Annotated in this window: 23 protein-coding genes and 1 pseudogene; 12 read left to right on the forward strand and 12 right to left on the reverse strand. The window is 69.9% G+C overall.

Annotated features, from left to right (window positions below):
• Positions 1-102: 102 nt before the first annotated feature.
• Both G412_RS0112980 and hemL read right to left on the reverse strand, forming a co-directional pair.
• Positions 103-777 carry a histidine phosphatase family protein gene (locus tag G412_RS0112980; RefSeq protein WP_028812478.1) on the reverse strand — a complete coding sequence of 225 codons (675 nt, stop codon included), beginning with the start codon at positions 775-777 and terminating at the stop codon, positions 103-105.
• Complete coding sequence (gene hemL, locus G412_RS0112985) at positions 774-2,090, reverse strand: glutamate-1-semialdehyde 2,1-aminomutase (protein WP_037648604.1); 1,317 nt, start codon at positions 2,088-2,090, stop codon at positions 774-776. Before hemL ends, G412_RS0112980 begins: the two co-directional genes overlap by 4 nt.
• 130 nt (positions 2,091-2,220) lie before the next feature.
• On the opposite strand from hemL, the gene G412_RS0112990 reads away from it, so the two are divergent.
• Complete coding sequence (locus G412_RS0112990) at positions 2,221-2,823, forward strand: hypothetical protein (RefSeq protein ID WP_078606934.1); 603 nt, start codon at positions 2,221-2,223, stop codon at positions 2,821-2,823.
• A 148-nt stretch (positions 2,824-2,971) separates the two neighbouring features.
• Here G412_RS0112990 and G412_RS0112995 read toward each other — a convergent pair whose 3' ends face one another.
• Positions 2,972-3,643, reverse strand: coding sequence for a maltokinase N-terminal cap-like domain-containing protein (locus tag G412_RS0112995; protein ID WP_028812481.1), 672 nt, complete (start codon positions 3,641-3,643; stop codon positions 2,972-2,974).
• Positions 3,644-3,879: 236 nt separating this feature from the next.
• Here G412_RS0112995 and G412_RS34210 point away from each other — a divergent pair, with 236 nt between their 5' ends.
• Both G412_RS34210 and G412_RS0113005 read left to right on the forward strand, forming a co-directional pair.
• Positions 3,880-4,131, forward strand: a complete 252-nt coding sequence (locus G412_RS34210; RefSeq protein ID WP_037648605.1) for a hypothetical protein — start codon at positions 3,880-3,882, stop codon at positions 4,129-4,131.
• Between the two features lie 150 nt (positions 4,132-4,281).
• Positions 4,282-5,031 carry a Mut7-C RNAse domain-containing protein gene (locus G412_RS0113005; protein ID WP_028812482.1) on the forward strand — a complete coding sequence of 250 codons (750 nt, stop codon included), beginning with the start codon at positions 4,282-4,284 and terminating at the stop codon, positions 5,029-5,031.
• A gap of 19 nt (positions 5,032-5,050) precedes the next feature.
• Here G412_RS0113005 and G412_RS34215 read toward each other — a convergent pair whose 3' ends face one another.
• Positions 5,051-5,680 carry a TetR/AcrR family transcriptional regulator gene (locus tag G412_RS34215; RefSeq protein WP_037648607.1) on the reverse strand — a complete coding sequence of 210 codons (630 nt, stop codon included), beginning with the start codon at positions 5,678-5,680 and terminating at the stop codon, positions 5,051-5,053.
• Positions 5,681-5,790: 110 nt separating this feature from the next.
• Here G412_RS34215 and G412_RS0113015 point away from each other — a divergent pair, with 110 nt between their 5' ends.
• Together G412_RS0113015 and G412_RS0113020 are read left to right on the forward strand one after the other, a co-directional pair.
• Positions 5,791-6,141: a YnfA family protein gene (locus tag G412_RS0113015; RefSeq protein ID WP_028812483.1), complete on the forward strand. Its 351-nt coding sequence runs from the start codon at positions 5,791-5,793 to the stop codon at positions 6,139-6,141.
• Positions 6,142-6,150: 9 nt separating this feature from the next.
• A complete protein-coding gene (locus tag G412_RS0113020; RefSeq protein WP_028812484.1) occupies positions 6,151-6,906 on the forward strand; it encodes an SDR family NAD(P)-dependent oxidoreductase in 756 nt (251 codons plus the stop codon).
• Positions 6,907-7,010: 104 nt separating this feature from the next.
• Here G412_RS0113020 and G412_RS34220 read toward each other — a convergent pair whose 3' ends face one another.
• From G412_RS34220 to G412_RS0113045, 5 genes and pseudogenes are all read right to left on the reverse strand, one after another.
• Complete coding sequence (locus tag G412_RS34220) at positions 7,011-7,724, reverse strand: DUF3618 domain-containing protein (protein WP_051338309.1); 714 nt, start codon at positions 7,722-7,724, stop codon at positions 7,011-7,013.
• A complete protein-coding gene (locus G412_RS40810; RefSeq protein WP_028812485.1) occupies positions 7,700-8,065 on the reverse strand; it encodes a phage holin family protein in 366 nt (121 codons plus the stop codon). Before G412_RS40810 ends, G412_RS34220 begins: the two co-directional genes overlap by 25 nt.
• A gap of 144 nt (positions 8,066-8,209) precedes the next feature.
• Positions 8,210-8,875 (reverse strand): hypothetical protein, encoded by a 666-nt coding sequence (locus G412_RS34225; RefSeq protein WP_051338310.1) that lies wholly within the window; start codon positions 8,873-8,875, stop codon positions 8,210-8,212.
• Positions 8,876-9,085: 210 nt separating this feature from the next.
• A pseudogene (locus G412_RS0113040) lies at positions 9,086-9,451 on the reverse strand (MFS transporter); the annotation flags it as partial.
• A gap of 359 nt (positions 9,452-9,810) precedes the next feature.
• Positions 9,811-11,004 (reverse strand): RtcB family protein, encoded by a 1,194-nt coding sequence (locus G412_RS0113045; protein WP_028812487.1) that lies wholly within the window; start codon positions 11,002-11,004, stop codon positions 9,811-9,813.
• Positions 11,005-11,165: 161 nt separating this feature from the next.
• On the opposite strand from G412_RS0113045, the gene G412_RS0113050 reads away from it, so the two are divergent.
• The 3 genes from G412_RS0113050 to G412_RS34230 all read left to right on the forward strand — a co-directional run bounded on the left by G412_RS0113050 (position 11,166) and on the right by G412_RS34230 (position 14,493).
• Positions 11,166-12,146 carry a hypothetical protein gene (locus G412_RS0113050; protein WP_028812488.1) on the forward strand — a complete coding sequence of 327 codons (981 nt, stop codon included), beginning with the start codon at positions 11,166-11,168 and terminating at the stop codon, positions 12,144-12,146.
• 36 nt (positions 12,147-12,182) lie between these two features.
• A complete protein-coding gene (locus tag G412_RS0113055) occupies positions 12,183-12,893 on the forward strand; it encodes a DUF3558 domain-containing protein (RefSeq protein ID WP_028812489.1) in 711 nt (236 codons plus the stop codon).
• A 160-nt stretch (positions 12,894-13,053) separates the two neighbouring features.
• Positions 13,054-14,493, forward strand: coding sequence for a DUF2637 domain-containing protein (locus G412_RS34230; protein ID WP_078606935.1), 1,440 nt, complete (start codon positions 13,054-13,056; stop codon positions 14,491-14,493).
• Between the two features lie 142 nt (positions 14,494-14,635).
• Here G412_RS34230 and lysS read toward each other — a convergent pair whose 3' ends face one another.
• Complete coding sequence (gene lysS, locus G412_RS0113065) at positions 14,636-16,411, reverse strand: lysine--tRNA ligase (protein WP_028812490.1); 1,776 nt, start codon at positions 16,409-16,411, stop codon at positions 14,636-14,638.
• A 238-nt stretch (positions 16,412-16,649) separates the two neighbouring features.
• Here lysS and argS point away from each other — a divergent pair, with 238 nt between their 5' ends.
• Positions 16,650-18,428, forward strand: coding sequence for an arginine--tRNA ligase (argS, locus tag G412_RS0113070; RefSeq protein WP_028812491.1), 1,779 nt, complete (start codon positions 16,650-16,652; stop codon positions 18,426-18,428).
• A gap of 86 nt (positions 18,429-18,514) precedes the next feature.
• Here the strand turns inward: argS and G412_RS0113075 are convergent, their stop codons facing one another.
• A complete protein-coding gene (locus G412_RS0113075; RefSeq protein WP_028812492.1) occupies positions 18,515-18,784 on the reverse strand; it encodes a DUF1876 domain-containing protein in 270 nt (89 codons plus the stop codon).
• Positions 18,785-18,978: 194 nt separating this feature from the next.
• Here G412_RS0113075 and G412_RS0113080 point away from each other — a divergent pair, with 194 nt between their 5' ends.
• Complete coding sequence (locus tag G412_RS0113080) at positions 18,979-19,902, forward strand: NAD(P)-dependent oxidoreductase (protein WP_078606936.1); 924 nt, start codon at positions 18,979-18,981, stop codon at positions 19,900-19,902.
• Here G412_RS0113080 and G412_RS0113085 read toward each other — a convergent pair.
• Positions 19,892-20,305 (reverse strand): ATP-binding protein, encoded by a 414-nt coding sequence (locus G412_RS0113085; protein ID WP_028812494.1) that lies wholly within the window; start codon positions 20,303-20,305, stop codon positions 19,892-19,894. The two genes, G412_RS0113080 and G412_RS0113085, sit on opposite strands and share 11 nt — an antisense overlap.
• A 112-nt stretch (positions 20,306-20,417) precedes the next feature.
• Here G412_RS0113085 and G412_RS0113090 point away from each other — a divergent pair, with 112 nt between their 5' ends.
• Together G412_RS0113090 and G412_RS0113095 are read left to right on the forward strand one after the other, a co-directional pair.
• A complete protein-coding gene (locus tag G412_RS0113090; RefSeq protein ID WP_028812495.1) occupies positions 20,418-21,242 on the forward strand; it encodes a helix-turn-helix domain-containing protein in 825 nt (274 codons plus the stop codon).
• On the forward strand, positions 21,239-21,490 hold the full coding sequence (locus tag G412_RS0113095) for a DUF397 domain-containing protein (protein ID WP_028812496.1): 252 nt from the start codon (positions 21,239-21,241) through the stop codon (positions 21,488-21,490). Before G412_RS0113090 ends, G412_RS0113095 begins: the two co-directional genes overlap by 4 nt.
• Positions 21,491-21,818: the final 328 nt, after the last annotated feature.

A 21,818-nucleotide genomic window follows, 5' to 3' on the forward strand; every position in this document is an offset into this window, starting at 1 on the left:
CCGCCGGTCATACAAACGGACAACGGGTAAGAGGCGGTGGTGGGGAAGCGGGTTCCGGCGAACCGGCGATTTTTGCCGGGAGTGGCCGGAAAGAGACGGATATTACGCGCCGAATGCCTTCGCTTTGCCCTTTACGGGCTTGGCGCCGGCCAGCAGATGCGCCGGTACGAGATCGCGGGCCGGCTCGCTGTACGCGACGGACACGATCTTGTCGCCCTCGAAGGTGAAGGAGGTGAGCGAGGCGAGCGTGCACTGCCGCTTGCGCGGGTCGTGCCACAGCCGCCGCCGCTCGACGAAGCTGCGCAGCGTCCAGATCGGTAGCTGGTGGCTGACGGCGACGGCCTCGTGCCCGCGCGCCGCGTCGCGGGCGGCGTTGAGCGCGCCCATCATCCGTACGACCTGCTCGATGTACGGCTCGCCCCAGGACGGCTGGAACGGATTCGTCAGGTGCCGCCAGTTCGCGGGCCTGCGCAGCGCGCCGTCGCCGACGCCGAAGGTCTTGCCCTCGAAGACGTTGGCCGCCTCGATCAGCCGCTCGTCGGTGGCCAGGTCAAGCCCGTGCGACTTGGCGATCGGCGTCGCGGTCTCCTGGGCGCGCTCCAGCGGCGAGGAGACGACGTACGCGATGTCGCGTCCGGCGAGGTGCTCGGCGACCCGGTCGGCCATCTGCCGCCCGAGCTCCGAGAGGTGGTACCCGGAGCGGCGCCCGTACAGCACGCCGTCCGGATTGTGTACTTCGCCGTGCCGCACCACGTGGACGACGGTGGTCTCGCTCATGCCGTGGCCTCCGCTGCGGCGCGGGCGGCGGCGGGCAGGGCGGCGGCGATGCGCTCGACGGCCCGCGCGTCGTGGGCGGTGGAGACGAACCAGGACTCGAAGGCGGACGGCGGCAGGTAGACGCCGCCCGCGAGCATCGCGTGGAAGAAGGCGTTGAAGCGGAAAGCTTCCTGCTTGCGCGCGTCGTCGTAGTCGCGCACCTCGTCCGCCGTGAAGAACACGGAGAACATGTTGCTGGCCGTCTGGAGCCGGTGCGCGACGCCTTCCTTGGTGAGCGCCAGGGTGACCAGCTCCTGGATCTCCCTCGACACCGCGTCGAGCCTGGCGTACGCCGGGTCGTCGAGCAGCCGCAGCTGCGCGAGGCCGGCGGCGGTCGCGACCGGGTTTCCGGAGAGGGTGCCGGCCTGGTAGACGGGGCCGGCCGGCGCGAGGTGCGCCATGACGTCCTTACGGCCGCCGAAGGCCGCGGCCGGGAAGCCGCCACCCATGACCTTGCCGAAGGTCATGAGGTCGGGGGCGACGCCGTCGACGCCGTACCAGCCGGCCTTCGACGTACGGAAGCCGGTCATGACCTCGTCGGAGATGTAGAGCGCGCCGTCGGCCTGGCACAGGGCCTTGAGCCCGGCGTTGAAGCCCTCACCCGGCGGGACGACGCCCATGTTGCCGGGCGACGCCTCGGTGATGACGCAGGCGATCTCGCCGGGGTGCGCGGCGAAGGCCGCCCGTACGGCGTCGAGGTCGTTGTACGGCAGGACGATCGTGTCGCCGGCCTGCGCGCCTGTCACGCCGGGCGTGTCGGGCAGCGCGAAGGTCGCCAGGCCCGATCCGGCGGCGGCGAGCAGCGCGTCGACGTGGCCGTGGTAGCAGCCGGCGAACTTCACCACCTTCGCGCGGCCGGTGAAGCCGCGGGCGAGGCGGATGGCCGACATGGTCGCCTCGGTGCCGCTGGAGACGAGCCGCACCTGCTCGACCGGCGCGACGCGCGCGACGATCTCCTCGGCGAGCGCGACCTCGCCCTCACCGGGCGTACCGAAGGAGGTGCCGCGCGCGACGGCCTCCTGGACGGCCGCGATGACGTCGGGGTGGGAATGGCCGAGGATCATCGGCCCCCACGAGCACACGAGGTCGACGTACTCACGGCCGTCGGCGTCGGTGAGGTACGGACCGGAACCGGACACCATGAACCGGGGCGTACCGCCCACGGCACGGAATGCGCGGACCGGAGAGTTCACGCCGCCGGGCGTCACGAGGGACGCGCGGTCGAAAAGCGTCTGCGAAACTGGGGCGTCATAGGGGAAGCTCACACAAGCCATGGTGTCAGAGGCTCCGACGGTCTTGCGGACAGGTGTTTCACCACACGTGTTTCACCGCACGGCCGTGGGGGAGGTCACTGACACGATGATCGGGTTGCGCGGCCGTGGCCGCGAGTGGTCGGGTGGAGATATGCATCGCGGTGGCGGAGTGGGCGAGGGGACCGACGACCTGGGTCCCGAGCGGGCCCAGGGCGGCCGGCATCGGCGTGAGCGCGAGCGGGAACGCGGAGCGAGGGCGGACAAGCGCGAGGCGAGCCCGAGCGCGGACGCGGACACGGGAAACAGGAGTGGCCGGGTGGGGGTGACCTACAAGTACTTCGGCGCTCCGAACGGAGCCACCGCGGCCCGTGTGCCCATTTCGATGCGCCCGGAGGAGCTGGGCGGCGACGAGCTCGGCATGGGCGGCATGTTCACGAAGATCAAGCCGGAGACGGTGGCCGCGATGGTCCTGACCGGCATCGAGGGCATACCGCTGCACAAGGTCCCGCCGCTCGAACTGGTCGTGCTGCACCCGGATTACGCCGTGGTCAAGCTCCCCATGACGGTCGTCGACCCACTGCGCGGCATCGGCGAGGAGTCGGTGGGCGCGGCAGCCTTCATCTGGTCGACGGTCCCGGACCGCGGCGGCCCGCGCGACGCGTACAACGTCTACCAACTGCTGCACGAATGGCAGGACTTCTCACACCGCCTGCACGAGGCGGGCCACCAGCCGTACTGCCTGGTCTGGCCCTGACCTGCTGTTTCGTGCGACGAGGGCGGGGCTTTAAGGCCCCGCCCTCTTCCTCAAACGCCTTGCGGGTGGCGTTCAGCAGGTCACGCCACTGCACGCCTCCGCACGCCGGTGCCGAGCCGTTTCCGCTTCTGTAGTGAAGAGACGCGGATCAAGACCGAGGGCCGGTGCCGGTGTGCAGGACGGCGAACAGCCCCTGGGCACGGTCGCCTTCCGGCAGGTGCCAGGCGCCGGCGACATGGCCGGTCGCTCCCTGCGGAAGGGCGGACGGGCCGTCCGGGAGGGGCCGCAGGACCCGGTGCAAGCGAAGGGTCATGCCGGGCGCGACAGGCAGTTCGGTGCCCTCTTGGTCGTCGGTGGCGGTGAAGGTGAATTCCGTGGGGGCGGGGCGGTCACCGGTGTAGGAGCGGGTGACTTCCCGGTCGGGGGTGTCGCTGGTGTTCTGGTCCTGGGCCTGGGCGCGGCCCTCGATCAGGGCGAGCAACTGACTGACCAACACCGGGTCGTGACAGCCGTCGTACGCCCAGCGCCGCCCCAGCACCCCGTGCTCCATGGTGCCGACGAGAGCGTCTTCCGCTCCGTCGAGCGGGGCGCCGCGATAGGTGAGCGGCACCAGGTAGGCGGCCGGGCGGGCGCCGGAGGTGTCGGTGACCACGATGAACTCAATGCCGACCTCGCCCTGCGGATCGTCCAGCCGAAAGCCGCCGGCCTTGGCCAACTGCGGTGCGCCCGTGTCGCCGCGGTACCACGGCCGGGAGGGCAGCCAGGAGGTGAGCAGTTCAAGCTTGGTCGGCTCGACTGTGGTGCGGTGTATGACGGCCATGCCGAAGAACCTCTTCCGTAAGCAGATGCATGCGTTCCCACCTTCCCATCTGCGCGGCGCCGACCGGTGGTTCGCCCAGACAAGCTCCACGAGACAGGGCCCAGGGTGACCGAGGCACTCGGGGAAAGAGAGTGAATTCTCGATCAAAGGTCGGCCTGGTCATGTGGGCATACGATCTTCAGACCTCTCCTCGGCGTGCCGATGCACCAGGCATCGACTCCGAAGGAGGCCCGCCCGTGGGCGACGTTCTTACGGCCCTGGCCATACCTGCCCTGCTGTGCGCCAGTGGCCTCTACGCGGCGTGTTCCCACTGGTGGCGTCAGTGGCACCCCGCCCCGTCGCCGCACTCGCAGAGCGCCGCCCGGCTCGCGGAACTCGACCTGATGGCGGTCACCGAGGGCATCATCCGGGAGTCGTGGGCGGAGCTGGACGACCTCTACCACGCCGCCCCGGCGGTGGACGACCCCGGAGCCAGATCGCACCCGTGACGCCGCGAGGTGCGCCCAGTACATCCCTGGGCCGTCGGGGCGACCGGGCGGCCGGCCCGCCCCTTCGCCGCCTGGGCGCGGGAACACGCCGGGGCCTTCACCGGCTAAAAGCCCTGGATGCGGCGTACGTCCCGATGGCATGCTGGCGGCGTGAACGGACCGGAGATCCATCTCAGCGTCGCCCCCGAGCTGCACCTCTTCGTCGCGGCCGAGCGGCGCGGCGGGCGTACGGTTCTGGTCACCGACGGCGCCTCGACGCTCGGCCACGTCGTCGAGTCGCTCGGCATCCCGCTCACCGAGGCGGGACGCCTGCTCGTCGACGGCCGCGACGTCCCGGCGTCGCACATCCCGGCGGCGGGTGAAAGCGTCGAGGTGCGCGCGGTGCGGCGACCGCAGCAGGTCGCGGGGGCGCCGCTGCGCTTCCTCCTCGACGTACACCTGGGCACGCTGGCGCGGCGGCTGCGCCTCCTGGGCGTCGACGCGGCGTACTTCAGCGAGGACATCGGCGACCCGGCCCTCGCCGCGTACTCGGCACGCGAACAGCGCGTACTGCTGTCGCGGGACCGCGGGCTGCTGCGGCGGCGTGAGCTGTGGGCCGGTGCGTACGTCTACAGCGACCGCCCCAAGGACCAGCTCGACGACGTGCTGAGCCGGTTCGCACCCGCCCTCGCACCCTGGACGCGCTGCGTGGCCTGCAACGGGGAGCTCAAGGACACCACCAAGGAATCCGTCAGCGGTCTCCTCGAAGGCGGCACCGAGCGCTCGTACGACGTCTTCGCCCAGTGCACGGCGTGTGAGCGCGTCTACTGGAGCGGCGCACACCACTCCAGCCTGCAGACGATCGTCGACGACGCCCTGCGCACCTACGGCGACGCGCAAACGCAGCGACAGGCGTCCTGACCGTCACCCTTCCCCGTTCCTACGGCCGCTCCGCCGTCAGATACCGCTGCACGGTGGGTGCCAGCCAGTCGATCACCTCCTGCCGCGTCATCTCGACGGCGGGCGGCAGCCGCAGCACGTACCGCGCCATCGCCATGCCGAGTATCTGGGAGGCGACCAGCGCGGCCCGCATCGGCGCCTCCGCCGGGTCCGGGCTCACGCCGGCGGCGACGGGACCGAGCTGCTCCCGGAAAATGGTCTGTATCCGCTCGGCCCCGGCGGCGTTGGTGACACCGACCCGCAGCAGAGCGGTCAGCACTTCATCCCCCTCCCAGCGGTCGAGGAAGTGCTCGACGAGGACGGCCCCCACGTGCCGGCCCGGCAGCGCGCCCAGCTCGGCCAACTCCGCCACGTCCGGCATGCGCAGGTCGAATTCCGAGGCAGCGGCGAACAGCCCCTCCTTGTTGCCGTAGTAGCGCATCACCATCGACGGGTCGATCCCGGCGTCGCGCGCGATGGCGCGGATGGTGGCGCGCTCGTACCCGTCGGCCGCGAACCGCTCGCGGGCGGCGTCCAGGATCGCCGCCTTCGTGGCGTCCGACCGACGGCGCGGCGCGGCATCAGGAGCAGAAGTAGGAAGAGGAGGAGCTGGAGCAGGCGAGTCACTCATGTCAACGACTGTAGGCCAACATCCGTTGACGCGCCATAGCTCGAAGGAGTGAGCCCGCCCCCAACCGTGCTCATCCTCATCACACACACGCCCCATGGCACGCTGAACGCATGACCGTCGCCCGCTCCGCCGCCCTCTTCCTCGTCGCCGCCCTTTTCGAGATCGGCGGCGCCTGGCTCGTCTGGCAAGGCGTACGCGGCGGAGCCCACAACCAGGGCCGCGGCCTGCTCTGGACCGGCGCGGGCGTCATCGCCCTCGGCGCGTACGGCTTCGTCGCAACGCTCCAGACCGAAGGCGAATTCGGCCGCGTCCTCGCCGCGTACGGCGGAGTCTTCGTCGCCGGCTCCATCGCCTGGGGCATGATCGCCGACGGCTACCGCCCCGATCGCTGGGACATCATCGGCGCCCTCGTCTGCCTCGCCGGAATGGCCGTCATCATGTACGCACCACGGGCTCGTTAGCCTGTCCCCATGCCTACGCCTATTGCCGTCATCACCGGAGCAAGCAGCGGAATCGGCGCCGCCACCGCCCGCCAACTGGCCGCCGCCGGCTACCGCGTCGTCCTCACCGCCCGCCGCAAGGACCGCATCGAAGCGCTGGAGGCCGAGCTCACCGCCGCCGGCCACCAGGCGACGGCGTACGCGCTGGACGTCACCGACCGCGCGGCGGTCGACGAGTTCGCCACCGCCTTCCGCACCCTCGCCGTCCTCGTCAACAACGCCGGCGTCGCGCTCGGCGCCGACCCCGTCGCCACCAGTGACCCCGACGACTGGCGCCAGATGTACGAGACGAACGTCATCGGCACCCTCAACCTCACCCAGGCCCTGCTCCCCGCCCTCACCGCGAGCGGCGACGGCACGGTGGTCGTCCTCTCCTCCACCGCCGGCCACGGCACGTACGAGAACGGCGGCGGCTACGTAGCGGCCAAGCACGGCGCGCACGTCCTCGCCGAAACCCTCCGCCTGGAGATCGTCGGCACCCCCGTCCGCGTCATCGAAATCGCGCCCGGCATGGTCAAGACCGAAGAGTTCGCCACCACCCGCTTCCGCGGCGACGCCGAGAAGGCCGCCAAGGTGTACGCGGGCGTCGCGCAGCCCCTCACCGCCGACGACGTCGCCGAAACCATCACCTGGGCGGCCACCCGCCCCAGCCACGTCAACATCGACCTCCTGGTGGTCCGCCCCCGCGCCCAGGCCTCCAACACCAAGGTCCACCGCGAATTGTGACCACCACGGGCTCGCGGAACCCCCCACTCCCCCGAAACATCCAGCGGCCCGCATCAGGAGACGTGCTCCCGATGCGGGCCGCCCGCGAAGAGCGCGACCCGCCGTTACGGCCCACCAGTCTGATCCGGCGTCTCCTGCGGCCCCGGCGGCCCCTGCGGACCCCGCGCCTCCCCCGCCACCGTCTGCCCCGACTGCCGGGCCTGCTCGGTGACCTGACCGGCCTGGTCACGCGCCTGTTCCCGCGTCGTACGCGCCGCATCGGCGGCGGACTCCTTGACTCCCTGGACCGCCTGCTGCGCGGCCTGCTGGGCGTCCTCCTTCAGATGCTGCGCCGACTCGGCCGCCGCCTGCTTGACCGGCTCGATGGCCTCACCGGCCCGGTCCGCAAGCTGCGCGGCCGCCTGCTGCTCGGCCTTCGTACTCGGCAGCATCGAACCGGCCAGCAGACCCGCCCCGAAGGCCACCAGACCCGCCGCCAGCGGGTTGCCCTCCGTCTGCCGCATCGCCTCCTCAGGCGCCCTCTTGACCGCCTCGCCCGCCTGCCCAGCCGTCTGGCGCACGGTGTCGGCGGCCTGCTCGGCACCCTCCTGCACCGACTGAGCAGCCTGCTGCGTACGGTCCTGAGCGCGGCCCGTGGTGTGCGAAGCGGTGCCCATGACCCGCCGCCGCACACCGGACACCGCCCCACGCACCCGCCGACTGCGCCGACGCGCCATCCGGCGGGGACTCGTACGATCGGCCAGCCGGTCGACGTCAGCGGACAGCCTTTCCCGCGTCGTCTCGATGTCGGCCCTTACTTGGTCGGGTGACGTGCCCATTGCGCATCCTCCTTCAGTGTCTGCACGGTCCGTTCCGGCTTCGGCGACACGCTGCGCATCCGGGAGCGGCCCATCACGAACAGGACGGCACCCACCACCGCCCACACCCCGGTGACGATCAGCGCGGCCCAGCCGGCGTCCATCACGTTCGCCAGGCCGAACACGGCCGCCAGCGAAGCGAAGAGAGCCACCATGTACCCGGCGAACCCCGCCCCGCCGAACATCCCAGCGGCCTTGCCCGCCTTCGTGACCTCCTCGCGTATCTCAAGTTTGGCCAGCTCCATCTCCTGCCGGAAAAGCAGCTGCACATCCGAGGTGACCTCCGACAGCAGCTCACCCACCGAGCTGTCCTGCGCCCGCTTGCGGGGAGCCTCCGGCCGGTACGAAGCCTGCGGCCGGTGCGGAGTCTGGGGCTGGTACGAAGCCTCCGGCCGGTGCGGAGTCTCTGGCTGGTACGGAGTCTGCGGCGAATACGTCGACATCACTCACACCTCCGGTGAACCCGGCAGCCCGGACCACCCCGGAGCCTGCGCCGCCCTGCTGTCGGTCTCGGGCGGCGGCACCTGCACCGGCGGGTCCTGCGCGTACTGAGCGGCGTCGCCGCCCGGCCGGCTGCCACCGTCACCGCGGGCCATGCGGCCACCGTCACCGCCCGACTGCGCCTTGCCGGCCTTGGCCAGCCGGCCGACGGCCAGGCCTGCCAGCGCCGCACCGCCCAGGAACACCCCTGGCCGCCGGCGCGCGAAGCCGCGCACATCGTCCATGACCCCGTCCAGGCCGTTCCTGTCCAGGTAATCGGCGGCGCGGTGACCGCCATCGGCCGCCGTCGCGGCGAGGCTGCGTACCGGGGAGTCGCTCGGGGCGTTCTGAGCCATCCCGTCGAGATCGTCCGCCCACTTCCGCAGCGTGCCCACCGCGCGCTCTGCCTGCCCCTGAACCTCGTCGTTCACCCGGCCCCGCAGGTCACGCACCGCCGTACCGGCCTGCTGGCGAGCCTCACCCGTGACGGCCTTGGCCTGCTCCGTGACCGACCCGGCGACCTCACCCGCGGCCTGCCTGGCCTGACCGGCCGTGACCGACGCCTCCTCTTTCGCTGTCTGCCCGGCCTGCTGGAAACGCCCGGCACCGCCATTCGCGGACACACCACTCATGGATTCCCACCTTCTCCGGGGATGTGTGAAGCCGGCCGGTACGCCGAGGCCTCACGCCGCGCCCCGTGTCTCTTGTGCTGGCTGGAACAACCTGCGGGTAACCCCCCATAAGCGCCCGAAACGGCGTAAATCAACATTCCGGGCTTACGCCGCCACGCCCTCGCTGCCGCCCTCGACACCCGCGCCCCGCCACCCCTCCGGCTGGCCACCCGGCAGCGACACCCAAGCCACCGCCCAGAACGCCGACCGCCACCCCCACTGCTCCCCCAGCCACGCCCCCGCGGGCACACCCGCCACACAGGCGACGGTCACCCCACCCACCACGACGGACGTGGCACGCGCCCGGGCCTCGGGCGCCACCATCCCGACCGCGGCCACCAGGGCCACGGCCCAGAACCCGGCATTCGCCACCGCCCCGACCACCATCCCGACCGCGAAGCCCGAAGTCAGCAACCCGGCAGCCGGAATCGACACGTTCAAATCACCTGCGATGTCCGACACCAGCCCGGACAACATGAACTCCGATGTGCCCTGGGCGAAGACGGCCAGCCCGAGCACGAAGACAGCAAATGGCATGAGGGAACCCCGAAAGCGCCTAGTGGATCAACCAACGAGAACCGGACGCCCACACACCCCGCACGCACCCGCACATACCGCATACGCGAGAGGGGGACAGTCCACGAAACCCGGTGATCCGGCGACGACAGCCGCGCGAAGCCCGCCCACGGCCGCTCAGGCCGGCGGCTTCAGCACGCCAAGGGGTCAGCCACCGAACAACCGGTGGCTAGCCTCTGTCAGATTCAGGGCAAGACATGCCCGGAAACTACCAGCGCGCCCGCACACCCTCCACCGGTTTACGAACGCGCGAAGGCCCCGGCAACCACAACCGGGGCCTTCTCACTCTCCGCGCGCGGGCGCTGCCAGCCTTCACACTGTCAGCCCTTCACGCAGATGACCTGCTTCAGCTTCGCGACGACCTCGACAAGGTCCCGCTGCTGGTCGATGACCTGCTCGATCGGCTTGTACGCCGCCGGAATCTCATCCACGACACCGGAGTCCTTGCGGCACTCCACGCCCAGCGTCTGCTCCGCCAGGTCCCGCGCCGAGAAGCGGCGCTTCGCCGCATTGCGGCTCATCCGGCGGCCGGCGCCGTGCGAGGCCGAGTTGAACGACTTCTCGTTCCCCAGCCCCTTCACGATGTACGACCCCGTGCCCATCGAGCCCGGAATGATCCCGAAGTCGCCGGACCCGGCCCGGATCGCGCCCTTGCGGGTGACCAGCAGGTCCATGCCGTCGTAGCGCTCTTCACTCACGTAATTGTGGTGACAGGAAATGACCGGCTCGAAGACCACCTTGGCCTTCTTGAACTCCCTGCGGACCACGTCCTGGAAGATCCCCATCATGATCGCGCGGTTGTACTTCGCATACTCCTGCGCCCAGAAAAGATCGTTCCGGTACGCCGCCATCTGCGGGGTGTCCGAGATGAAGACCGCCAGGTCACGGTCGACCAGCCCCTGGTTGTGCGGCAGCTTCTGGGCCTGGCCGATGTGGTACTCGGCCAGCTCCTTGCCGATGTTCCGCGAGCCGGAGTGCAGCATCAACCACACAGAACCGTTCGAATCAATGCAAAATTCAACGAAATGGTTCCCGGAGCCGAGCGTTCCCATCTGCTTCGTGGCGCGCTCCTGACGGAACTTGACCGCATCGGCCACCCCGTCGAACCGTCCCCAGAAGTCGTCCCACCCAGCCATCGGGAAGCCGTGCAGCCGACCGGGGTCGACCGGACTGTCGTGCATCCCCCGGCCCACCGGAATCGCCTGCTCGATCTTCGACCGGAGCCGCGAAAGATCACCCGGAAGGTCGTTCGCCGTGAGTGATGTTTTCACCGCCGACATGCCACAGCCGATGTCCACCCCGACCGCCGCCGGGCACACCGCACCGTGCATCGCGATCACCGAACCGACGGTGGCGCCCTTGCCGTAGTGGACGTCCGGCATCACGGCGAGGCCCTTGATCCAGGGCAGCGTGGCAACATTCTGGAGCTGCTGCATCGCGCCACCCTCGACCGTCGCCGGGTCGGCCCACATCCGGATCGGTACCTTCGCGCCCGGTACCTCTACATACGACATAACTCCTCTATTCCCCCGAATTTCCCATAACGCAAATCTGGCGCCAAGTACCGCGAAAGAGACAGCGGACCGGCATGTTGGCCAGTGCGTGCGATACACATTGTGTCCACCAGCCGCTATCGCGCGGCAACCGTATTTCTGATCGAAGGGAGCCTGGGACCGTGCAGCGAAAGGTGTACGTACCGGGCGTCGCGCTCCTCGCGGCGCTCACCGCCGGCTGCACCGGCGGCTCCGGTACCGACGGCTCCACCGCCGACGACAAGGCCGGCGAGGCGAACACGTCCGTCGCCGCCCCCGGCAAGTACCGCACGCTCCGTGAGCCCTGCGGCTCCGTCGACCGCAGCCTCCTGCGCGACCTCCTCCCCGGCGCCACCACGCTCTCCGAGGAGCAGCAGGAGAAGGCGTACGACGGCACAGCGGCCGTCACGTACGACACGGACCGGCGCGTCGGCTGCCGCTGGAAGGTGGACTCGCCCGCCGCCACGCACCACCTCCTGGTCGACTTCGAGCGGGTGGTCTCGTACGACTCCGACGTCAGCGACGACGACCGCGCGAAGGAGGTCTACGCGAAGCAGGAGACCGCGGCGGACCTCCCGACGCCCACGCAGAGCCCGGAGCAGGGCGACGGCCAGGGCGAGGACACGGCAGACGGCGAGGGTCAGGGGGAGGGCGAGGGAAGCGCCTCCCCCGGCGGCAGCGACTCTCCCACCGCGTCCGCCTCCAAGTCCGGCGACAAGGCCGGCGACCAGGCCGGCGACCAGGCCGCTGACAGGTCCGGTGACCAGGCCGACGGCGTGGCCGGTGACGACTCCGCCACCCGGACTCCGGACCCCGCCGACGTCGCCGACAGCGCGAGCGGCGCCGGCGCCGGCGGCAGCACCGGCACCCAGGCCCCCCTGGGCCTCGAACCCCGCATCCTGGCCGACCTCGGCGACACCGCCTTCCTGGACGACGCCCTCGTCCGCTCCGGCTCGACGACGCAGCGCCGTACCGTGAGCGTGGTGTTCCGTACCTCGAACGTCATCGTGACCGTTCAGTACAGCGAGCAGCCCGCCCTGACCACCGATGTCCCCGACAGCAAGGAACTGCAGGAGAAGACGCAGGCCGTGGCCCGCCGACTCGCCGAGCAGTTCAGTGATTAGTCGATCAGTCGATCAGTCTCCATGAGTGAAGGAACCATGCACCGATCAGCCCCGCGACTCTCTCGCATACTCGCCTGCGCAGCCGTCCCGGTGATGCTCGTCGCCGCCGGCTGCTCCTCGGACTCCGGAGGCGACAAGGACGCGCCCCCGCCCGCCACCGCCTCGCCCTCGGTGTCGGCGCAGCCGACCGTGAAGCCGGCGGCGTTCTCGAAGCTGCCCGAGCCGTGCAAGTCGATCAAGGTGAAGACGGTCGATTCGCTGGTGCCCGAGGCGAAGGACAAGTCCGGTACGGCCGACAAGTCGAACGACGTGTCCACGCGCGGCGGCTGCTCCTGGAACGGTCTCGACAGCAAGGGTGTCGACGGGTCGCAGTACCGCTGGCTGTCCATCTCCTTCATGCGGTACGACTCGGACCAGTCCCGCGGTGCCGGCGACAAGCTCGCCGAGGAGTACTACGCGAAGCAGGTCGACGCCGCGAAGGCGACCGACGGTGCGAAGAAGGTCGCGGACGAGCCCTCCGCCGGCATCGGCGACCAGGCGACGACGGTCTCGTACGACCTGCGCAAGACGGATGCGGACTTCAAGTACGCAACGGTCGTGACACGTACGGAGAACGTCGTCGCCACCGTGATCTACAACGGTGCCGGATACCAGGGCGCCAAGTCCCCCAAGGGCGCCGACCTGCTGAAGGACGCTCAGAAGGCGGCCAAGGAGGCGGTGGCGTCGGTCACGGCGGCCAACAAGTAGCCCTGGGCGAGAAGTAGTACGTATCAACCAATATCAGGCACGTACCGGAGCCCGGCCTTCCCCTTGAAGGCCGGGCTCCGCCGATACCCGCGCAACGCGGCCCGCACACATGTGCCAGGCTGACCCCCGCCAAGTCCGTCGTAACGGGAGGGGATCGCGGGTGGCCGCGATGCAGTTGACACGCACGCACCGCATATTGATCGGTGTCGTCGTCGCCGGAGCGGTGGTCATCGCCGCGATCGGATTCGCCGGTTCGTACGCCGCCGTGCGCGAGCTCGCGGAGGAGAAGGGCTTCGGGGACTTCTCGCTGGTCTTCCCGATCGGCATCGACGCGGGCATCTGCGTCCTGCTGGCCCTGGACCTCCTCCTGACCTGGATGCGGATCCCCTTCCCCCTGCTCCGCCAGACGGCCTGGCTGCTGACGGCCGCGACGATCGCCTTCAACGGCGCGGCGTCGTGGCCGGACCCGCTGGGCGTCGGCATGCACGCCGTCATCCCGGTCCTGTTCGTCGTCTCGGTCGAGGCGGCGCGGCACGCGGTCGGCCGGATCGCCGACATCACGGCCGACAAGCACATGGACGGCGTACGCCTGACCCGCTGGCTGCTGTCGCCGCTGCCGACGTTCAAGCTGTGGCGTCGCATGAAGCTGTGGGAACTGCGTTCGTACGAGCAGGTCATCAAGCTGGAGCAGGACCGCCTGATCTATCAGGCTCGCCTCCAGGCCCGCTTCGGGCGTGGCTGGCGCCGCAAGGCACCGGTCGAGTCGCTGATGCCGCTGCGTCTGGCGAAGTACGGCGTTCCGCTCGCGGACACCGGCCCCGCGGGCCTGGCGGCGGCCGGCATCGAGCCGGCGCTGCTGCCCCCGGCGCCGACCCAGGAGGCCTCGGCGCAGGCGCAAGCTCAGGCGCAGTCTCAGCCGCAGGAGATCCGGGCGCTGCCAGCGCGGGAGCACGAGCGGGAGCACGTGCGCGAGCGGGAGCGGGAGCCCGAGCAGCCGTACCCCGACGAGGAGTGGCCGCAGGAGGCTCCCGAGGCGGACGACCAGTACGCCGAAGGCGTCGAGGACCCCGAGGAGGCCCCTCCGGTCCCGGAGGGCCCCGGCTCACACACGAGCCCTTGGTTCGCGGCACCGCAGGTGGCGCAGGTGCCGCAGGTCTCGCAGCCCGCCGCCCAGGAGGCCCAGGAGGCGGCGTACGGCAACGGGTACAACCAGGCGTACGCCGAGGGGTCCGAGCCCACCCCCGTGATGGTCCCGTCGGGCCCCGGCCGCACGCGCCCGCTGGGCGGCATTCCGGGCCCACGCCACGAGCAGGACCCGGCGCAGTATCAGGGCCCTGCCGAGTATCAGGGCCCGGCCGGGGATCAGGACGCTGCCGAGTACGTGGAGCAGTACGAGGAGCCGTACGAGCCCGAGGAGTGGTACTACGGCGCGTTCCGCAAGTACGTCAGCGAGAACAACACCGTCCCCACCGCCCGCCAGTTCGGCTCGTACCTCCAGGACCTGGGGGCCGAGCCCCCGACTCCCGGCGAACTCTCCGACTACGCCAAGCGCTTCGAGATCCGCTACCAGCAGGAGCTGGACGCCGAACACATCGCCTAGGCCGGCTTCCTGCGCACCGCCGGGCATGCCCCCGCCCCCCGCCCTCGCCACGCGAAAGGCCCGCCACGCGAAAGGCCCGCCACGCAAAGGGCCGCCACCCCCGGAAACCCAGGAGCGGCGGCCCTCACCACAAGCAGCGGCTCTACGCCCCCAGCAGCTTCCGCACCCGCTCCGCCCCCACCGCGAGCAGCAGCGTAGGCAGTCGCGGCCCGGTGTCCCGCCCGACCAGCAGCCGGTAAAGCAGCGCGAAGAACGACCGCTGCGCGACCTTCAGCTCCTGAGTCGGCTTGGCGTCCGGCTCCAGTCCCGCCATCACCTTCGGTACGCCGTAGACGAGCGTCGTGAGCCCGTCCAGCGACCAGTGCGAGTCGAGCCCGTCGAGCAGCAGCCGCAGCGACTCCCGCCCGGCGTCGTCCAGCGAACCCAGAATCGCCACGTCCGGCTCGCTCCGCACCACCGTGCGCTGCTCGGCCGGCACCTGCGTGGTGATCCAGTTCTCGGCGCGGTCGAAGCGCGGGCGCACCTCGTCCAGCGACGTAACCGGATTCGCCGGATCCAGCTCGCTGAGGATGCGCAGCGCCTGGTCCTCGTGCCCGGCGGTGATGTCCGCCACCGAGGCGAGCGTCCGGTACGGCAGCGGGCGCGGCGTACGCGGCAGCTCACCGGCGGCCGTCCTGATCGCACGCGAGTGCGCCGCCGCGTCGGCCGGCAGCACGGTCCCGTCCGCGACCTTCTTCTCCAGCGAGTCCCACTCGTCGTAGAGCCGCTGGATCTCCTGGTCGAAGGCGATCTTGAAGGACTGGTTGGGCCGCCGGCGCGCGTACAGCCACCGGAGCAGCGGCGCCTCCATGATCTTCAGCGCGTCGGCCGGCGTAGGCACGCCACCCTTGCTGCTGGACATCTTCGCCATCCCGCTGATGCCGACAAAGGCGTACATCGGCCCGATCGGCTGCACGCCGCCGAAGACCTCACGCACGATCTGTCCGCCCACCACGAACGACGATCCCGGCGACGAGTGGTCGACACCGCTCGGCTCGAAGATCACGCCTTCGTACGCCCAGCGCATCGGCCAGTCGACCTTCCAGACCAGCTTGCCGCCGTTGAACTCGCTCAGCAGCACGGTCTCGGAGTGCCCGCAGGCGCACGTGTACGACAGCGCGGTGCTCTCGTCGTCGTACGCCGTCACCGTGGTGAGGTCCTTGCCGCAAGCGGTGCAGTACGGCTTGTACGGGAAGTACCCCGCGCCGCCGCCACTGCCGTCGTCCTCGGAGGCCGCCCCGGACCCCTCGGCGGCTTCCAGCTCGGCCTCGTCGACCGGCTTCTGCCCCTGCTTCTTCTTGCCGCCCGCCGCCGGGTCCTTCTTCGTCCGGTACCGGTCGAGTACGGCGTCGATGTCGCCCCGGTGCTTCATGGCGTGCAGGATCTGCTCGCGGTAGTTCCCGGCGGTGTACTGCTCGGTCTGGCTGATGCCGTCGTACTCGACACCGAGTTCGTCGAGCGCCTGCGTCATGGCGGCCTTGAAGTGCTCGGCCCAGTTCGGGTACGCCGACCCGGCCGGCGCGGGCACCGACGTCAGCGGCTTGCCGATGTGCTCGGCCCACGACTCGTCGACACCGGGGACGCCTGCCGGCACCTTGCGGTACCGGTCGTAGTCGTCCCAGGAGATCAGGTGCCGGACCTCGTACCCACGCCGCCGGATCTCGTCCGCGACCAGGTGCGGGGTCATGACCTCGCGCAGGTTGCCCAGGTGGATCGGCCCGGAGGGGGAGAGCCCGGAGGCGACGACGATCGCCGGTGCGGCAGCAGCAGCACCATCGTGTTTCGCCCCAGGGGCACGTCGCTCCGACTCGGCGATGACCTCGTCCGCGAACCGGGAGACCCAGTCGGTCTCTGTGCTGCTCTGAGCCACGATCGGCACGTCCTCTTTCCCTCAGTAGCTCTCGATGGCTGACGCCAGCCATTCTCCCAGACGAACCACGGGCGTCCGGGGCCGCAGCCTTCGCTCCAGCCTTTGGCTGCCTGTGCACGCCTGTGCTCCAGCGGTTGGCTGCCTGTGCTCGCCTGTGCTCCAGCCTTTATACGAGACGACGGCCCCGCACCCCCCATGAAATACTCGTCTGCACATTCAACTTTCCTCTCAACAGGAACGGCAGCTCATGGCCTCGGTCCATTCCCTCGCTTCGACCGTCAACCAGCGCGTCGCGGACGCCCTCTCGGCAGCCCTGCCGGAGGCCGGAGCCGCCGACCCGCTGCTGCGACGAAGCGACCGGGCCGACTTCCAGGCGAACGGCATCCTGGCCCTCGCGAAGAAGGCCAAGGCCAACCCCCGCGAGCTGGCCACGCAGGTCGTCGCCGGGCTCCCCACCGGTTCCGCCGGTGACGTGATCAAGGAGATCGAGGTCTCCGGCCCCGGCTTCCTGAACATCACGGTCGCCGACCGGGCGATCATCGAGACCCTCGCGGCCCGCGCCGCCGACGACCGTCTCGGCGTACCGCTGGCCGAGCAGCCGGGCACCACGGTCGTCGACTACGCGCAGCCGAACGTGGCCAAGGAGATGCACGTCGGCCACCTGCGCTCCGCCGTGATCGGCGCCGCGATGGTCGAGATCCTCGAATTCACGGGCGAGAAGGTCGTACGCCGCCACCACATCGGCGACTGGGGCACCCAGTTCGGCATGCTCATCCAGTACCTCACCGAGCACCCGCACGAGCTGGACCACAAGCACGGCGGCCCGGAGGAGGGCGAGGCGGCGATGTCGTCCCTCAACCGCCTCTACAAGGCCTCGCGCGTGCTCTTCGACTCCGACGAGGACTTCAAGGCGCGTTCGCGGGACCGGGTCGTAGCCCTCCAGGCGGGCGACCCGGAGACGCTCGCGCTCTGGCAGCGCTTCGTCGACGAGTCGAAGATCTACTTCTACTCGGTCTTCGACAAGCTCGACATGGAGATCAACGACCCGGACGTCGTCGGTGAGTCCGGCTACAACGCCATGCTTGAAGAGACGTGCCAGATCCTGGAGGACTCGGGCGTGGCGGTCCGTTCCGACGGCGCGCTGTGTGTCTTCTTCGACGACGTGAAGGGCCCGGACGGCAACCCGTCCCCGCTGATCGTGAAGAAGTCGAACGGTGGCTACGGTTACGCCGCCACCGACCTCTCCGCGATCCGTGACCGCGTGAAGAACCTGGGCGCGAGCACGCTGGTGTACGTCGTGGACGCCCGCCAGTCCCTCCACTTCAAGATGGTCTTCGAGACCGCCCGCCGGGCCGGCTGGCTGAACGAGGACGTCCACGCGGTCCAGCTCGCCTTCGGCACGGTCCTCGGCAAGGACGGCAAGCCGTTCAAGACGCGTGAGGGCGAGACGGTCCGGCTGGTGGACCTGCTGGACGAGGCGGTCGACCGTGCGACGGCCGTCGTGCGCTCGAAGGCCGACAAGGTGGGCCTGACGGAGGAGGAGATCGTCGAGAACGGCCGGTACGTCGGCATCGGCGCCGTGAAGTACGCCGACCTGTCGACCTCCGCGTCCCGCGACTACAAGTTCGACCTGGACCAGATGGTGTCGCTGAACGGCGACACGTCCGTGTACCTCCAGTACGCGTACGCCCGTATCCGGTCGATCATCCGCAGGGCGGGCGAGTCGAAGCCGACTGCCCGCCCCGAGCTCGAACTGGCCCCGGCCGAGCGCGCGCTGGGCCTGCACCTGGACCGGTTCGCGGAAGTCCTGTCCGAGGTCGCCGCGTCGTACGAGCCGCACAAGCTGGCCGCGTACCTGTACCAGCTTGCGTCGCACCTCACGACGTTCTACGACCAGTGCCAGGTGATCAGCGCGGACAACCCGCCGGAGGTCGTCGAGAACCGCCTCTTCCTCGTCGACCTGACGGCGCGCACGCTCCACCAGGGCATGGCCCTGCTCGGCATCCGGACGCCTGAGCGTCTGTGATCGGGCGTTGACCGTACGCCGGTGCCCCCACCAGGACTGGTGGGGGCACCGGCGTACGGACGTACGGACGGACGTGACGCGACGTCTCAGGTCAACGGGTACGACGTCCGGCCCGAGGCCTCGTCTATCTCGTCGTGCGCCTTGCCGAGGAGTTGCGAAGCAAGGTCCATGAGCGCACGCGCGCCCGCGATCTCTTCGCCGACCCGCAACTGTTCGGCGTCGGTCGGGTGCCTTTTGGCGAACCCGTGAGCCCGAAGCTCCGTGCCGTCACCGAGCCGCACCATCGCGGCAGCCCTGGTCCTGCCCTCGTGCTCGGTGAACTCCATCTCGATGTGCCATCCGACGAGTGTCTGCATGGCCGATCACCTCCAGCGGTTCCCTTCCAGGGTGCGCCGCCGGGCCGCTGATCACCACTCTTCGCTTACCAAACGGTGAGTACCTGACTTAATAGTCGGTACTTGTCGACAACTCACCGCCTGGCAAGGATCAAAGGGCACCAGAAACTTCCTCCAGCCAGCCCCAGCCAGCCAGCCAAGGAGCCCTGACCTTGATGCCCCAGCCAGCCCAGACGTCCCAGCCAGCTCCCCAGACGTCCCAGCGTGCCCAGACTCCCCAGCCCCTTCCCCCCGTCTCGGTACTCGGCCTCGGCCTGATGGGCACGGCCCTGGCCACCGCCCTCCTGAAGGCCGGCCACCCGCTCACCGTCTGGAACCGCTCCGCGTCCAAGACCGGCCCCCTGGTCGCGCAGGGGGCACGCCCCGCCGACACGCCGGCCGACGCCGTGGCCGCGAGCCCGCTGGTGATCGTCTGCTTCACGACGAACGACAACGTCGGAGAAACCCTCGCCACCGTCGATTTCACCGGCAAGACCCTCGTCAACCTCACCAACGGCACCCCGGCCCAGGCCCGAACCCTCGCCGCGTGGGCAGAGAAGCAGGGCGCCGCGTACATCGACGGCGGGATCATGGCGGTGCCGCAGATGATCGCGACCCCGGCGGCGTACGTCCTCTACAGCGGCGACGAGCAGGCGTACGAGAGCCACCAGCCCACTCTCGCGGCCCTCGGCGGCACCAAGTGGACCGGCACCGACCCGGGCCGCGCCGCGCTCCACGACCTGGCGCTGCTGACCGGCATGTACGGAATGCTCATGGGCGTGGCGCAGGCCTTCGCCCTGATCCGTACGGAGAACATCCCGGCCACCGAGTTCGCCGCCCCGCTGCACAACTGGCTCACGGCGATGCTGAGCGGGGTCGTACCCGGCGTGGCCGAGGCGGTCGACTCCGGGCAGCACCTGACGGACGTCTCCAGCATCGCCATCAACCAGGCGGCGTTCCCGAACTTCATGGACACCTTCCGCGACCAGGGGATCAGCTCCGACCTCTTCGCCCCCATGCAGAAGCTGCTCGACCGCGCGGTGGAGGAGGGCCACGGCGCGGACGGCCTCTCGCGCCTGGTGGAGTTGCTCAAGAAGTAACGCCCGCCACGCCGAACTCACACCACACGATCTTTCCGGGATCGCGCTCCCCGACCCCCCACTTGTCGGCAAGCGCCGCGACCAGCAACAGCCCCCGCCCCGACTCACCGTCACGGGCAGGCTCGCGGAGGTGGGGAAGGCCGTCGCCACTGTCGTGGACCTCGACGCGCAGAGTCTGCCCGTACAGCAGCAGCCGCAGTTGATAGCCGCGCCCCGGCGGCACCCCGTGAAGCAGCGCGTTGGTGGCCAGCTCACTCACGCAGAGCAATACGTCCTCCACGCGGCCCCCGACGCCCCAGGCGACGGCCACGTCGCGCGTGAACTCTCTGGCCCTGGCGACGGACCTGCGCTCGCGCGGGTAGAACCGCTCGTGGAGGAGGGGGAGTTGTTTCACGTCGTTCATGAGACGAGGGTCACGGTGTGTGACTAGCGTGGAGCACTGAGCCAACCCGTACAGATTTCTTGTACGGGTTCGCACGGGGTCAAGTACGGGCAAGGGTGGGGAGTTGGACGGCATGAGCCCCAGGAAGCGTCCAAAGAGGAACGCGTCGGCAATGAAGATGCTGGGAGCCCAGCTGGCGGCGCTCCGCCGGGCGGCGGGCTACACCCAGCGCTCACTCGGCGAGCGCGTCGCCGCCGACGAAGAGACGATCGCCTCGATCGAGCAGGGCAGACGCTCGCTGAAGGCAGACCTGGCGGAGGTGCTCGACGAGCTGCTCGACGGGAAGGGGACGCAGGCGGCGGGGGTGGAGAACTTGCCGGAGATTGACCTGTTTCCGTTGTGGGCCGAAGAGTTCCTCGACCATGAGCGCGAGGCGCTTGCCCTTTCCTCGTACGAAAACCAGGTACTCCCCGGCCTGCTCCAGACCGAGGCCTACGCGCGTGCCGTCTTCCGAAGCCGCGTCCCGGTTTACGACGAGAGCGAGATCGAGGCGCGGACCGCCGGCCGCATCGAGCGCCAGGAAATCCTGCACCACAAGGTCCCGCCAACGGTCAGCTACGTCGTCTGGGAGCCGGTGCTCCGTCTCCCCGTCGGGGGCCGCCAGGTCCACGCCGAGCAACTGCGACACCTACGCGTGTGCTCCGAACTCCCTGGTATCTCCCTTCAGTTCCTACCCTTGAACCGCACAACCCACGCCGGACTAAACGGCCCCTTCGTACTGCTGGAGACCCCCGACCACCAGCACCTCGCCTACTACGAGACCCAGCGCGGCAGCCAGTGGGTTTCCGACCCGAGCGAGGTGTCCATCGTGGCGCGCAAGTATGCGATGCTGCGGACACAGGCCCTCACCCCCGAAGACTCCCAGGGCCTGCTGGACCGTCTGCTGGGAGAGCAATGAGCACCGCACTGCACTGGTTCAAGTCGACCTACAGCGGCAGCGAAGGCGGTAATTGCCTCGAAGTCGCCTACAGGTGGCGCAAGTCCAGCTACAGCGGCGACGAGGGCGGCAACTGCGTCGAAATCGCCGCCTGCCCCACCGCAGTCCACGTCCGGGACTCAAAGACCCCCGACGGCCCCACACTCACCCTGACCCCCGCCACCTGGTCGCGCTTCGCGACGTACGCAGCCGCCGCACAGGTGCACTGAGCTGGCTAGCTGGGGCGTGGCGGTACGAGCCCATTGGGTCGGCCGCGTACCAGAGTCGGGGCGTCCGTTCGTTGGGTGGCACCGGGGCCATAATCGGCGCTGCGAGCGCCCCGGAGCTGCGACCGCCCGCGTAGCGGCGTCGGGCTGCCCCCGGAGCGTTGATCGCATCTGCCGACGGGGGCCGCCTTTGCCAAGGTTGGCGTCGGAGGCCCGCCCCTCAAGGGCGCTCCTACGTCGCGTCGCCTACGGCGATTCCGCTCCGCTCCACCCTTGACCGCCGAACCTCCGCCGCAATGCTTCTGGGGGGCGGCCCCCGGGGGGAGCCCAC

The sequence above is a fragment of the Streptomyces flavidovirens DSM 40150 genome (assembly GCF_000429085.1).
GTDB classification, from domain to species: Bacteria; Actinomycetota; Actinomycetes; order Streptomycetales; family Streptomycetaceae; genus Streptomyces; species Streptomyces flavidovirens.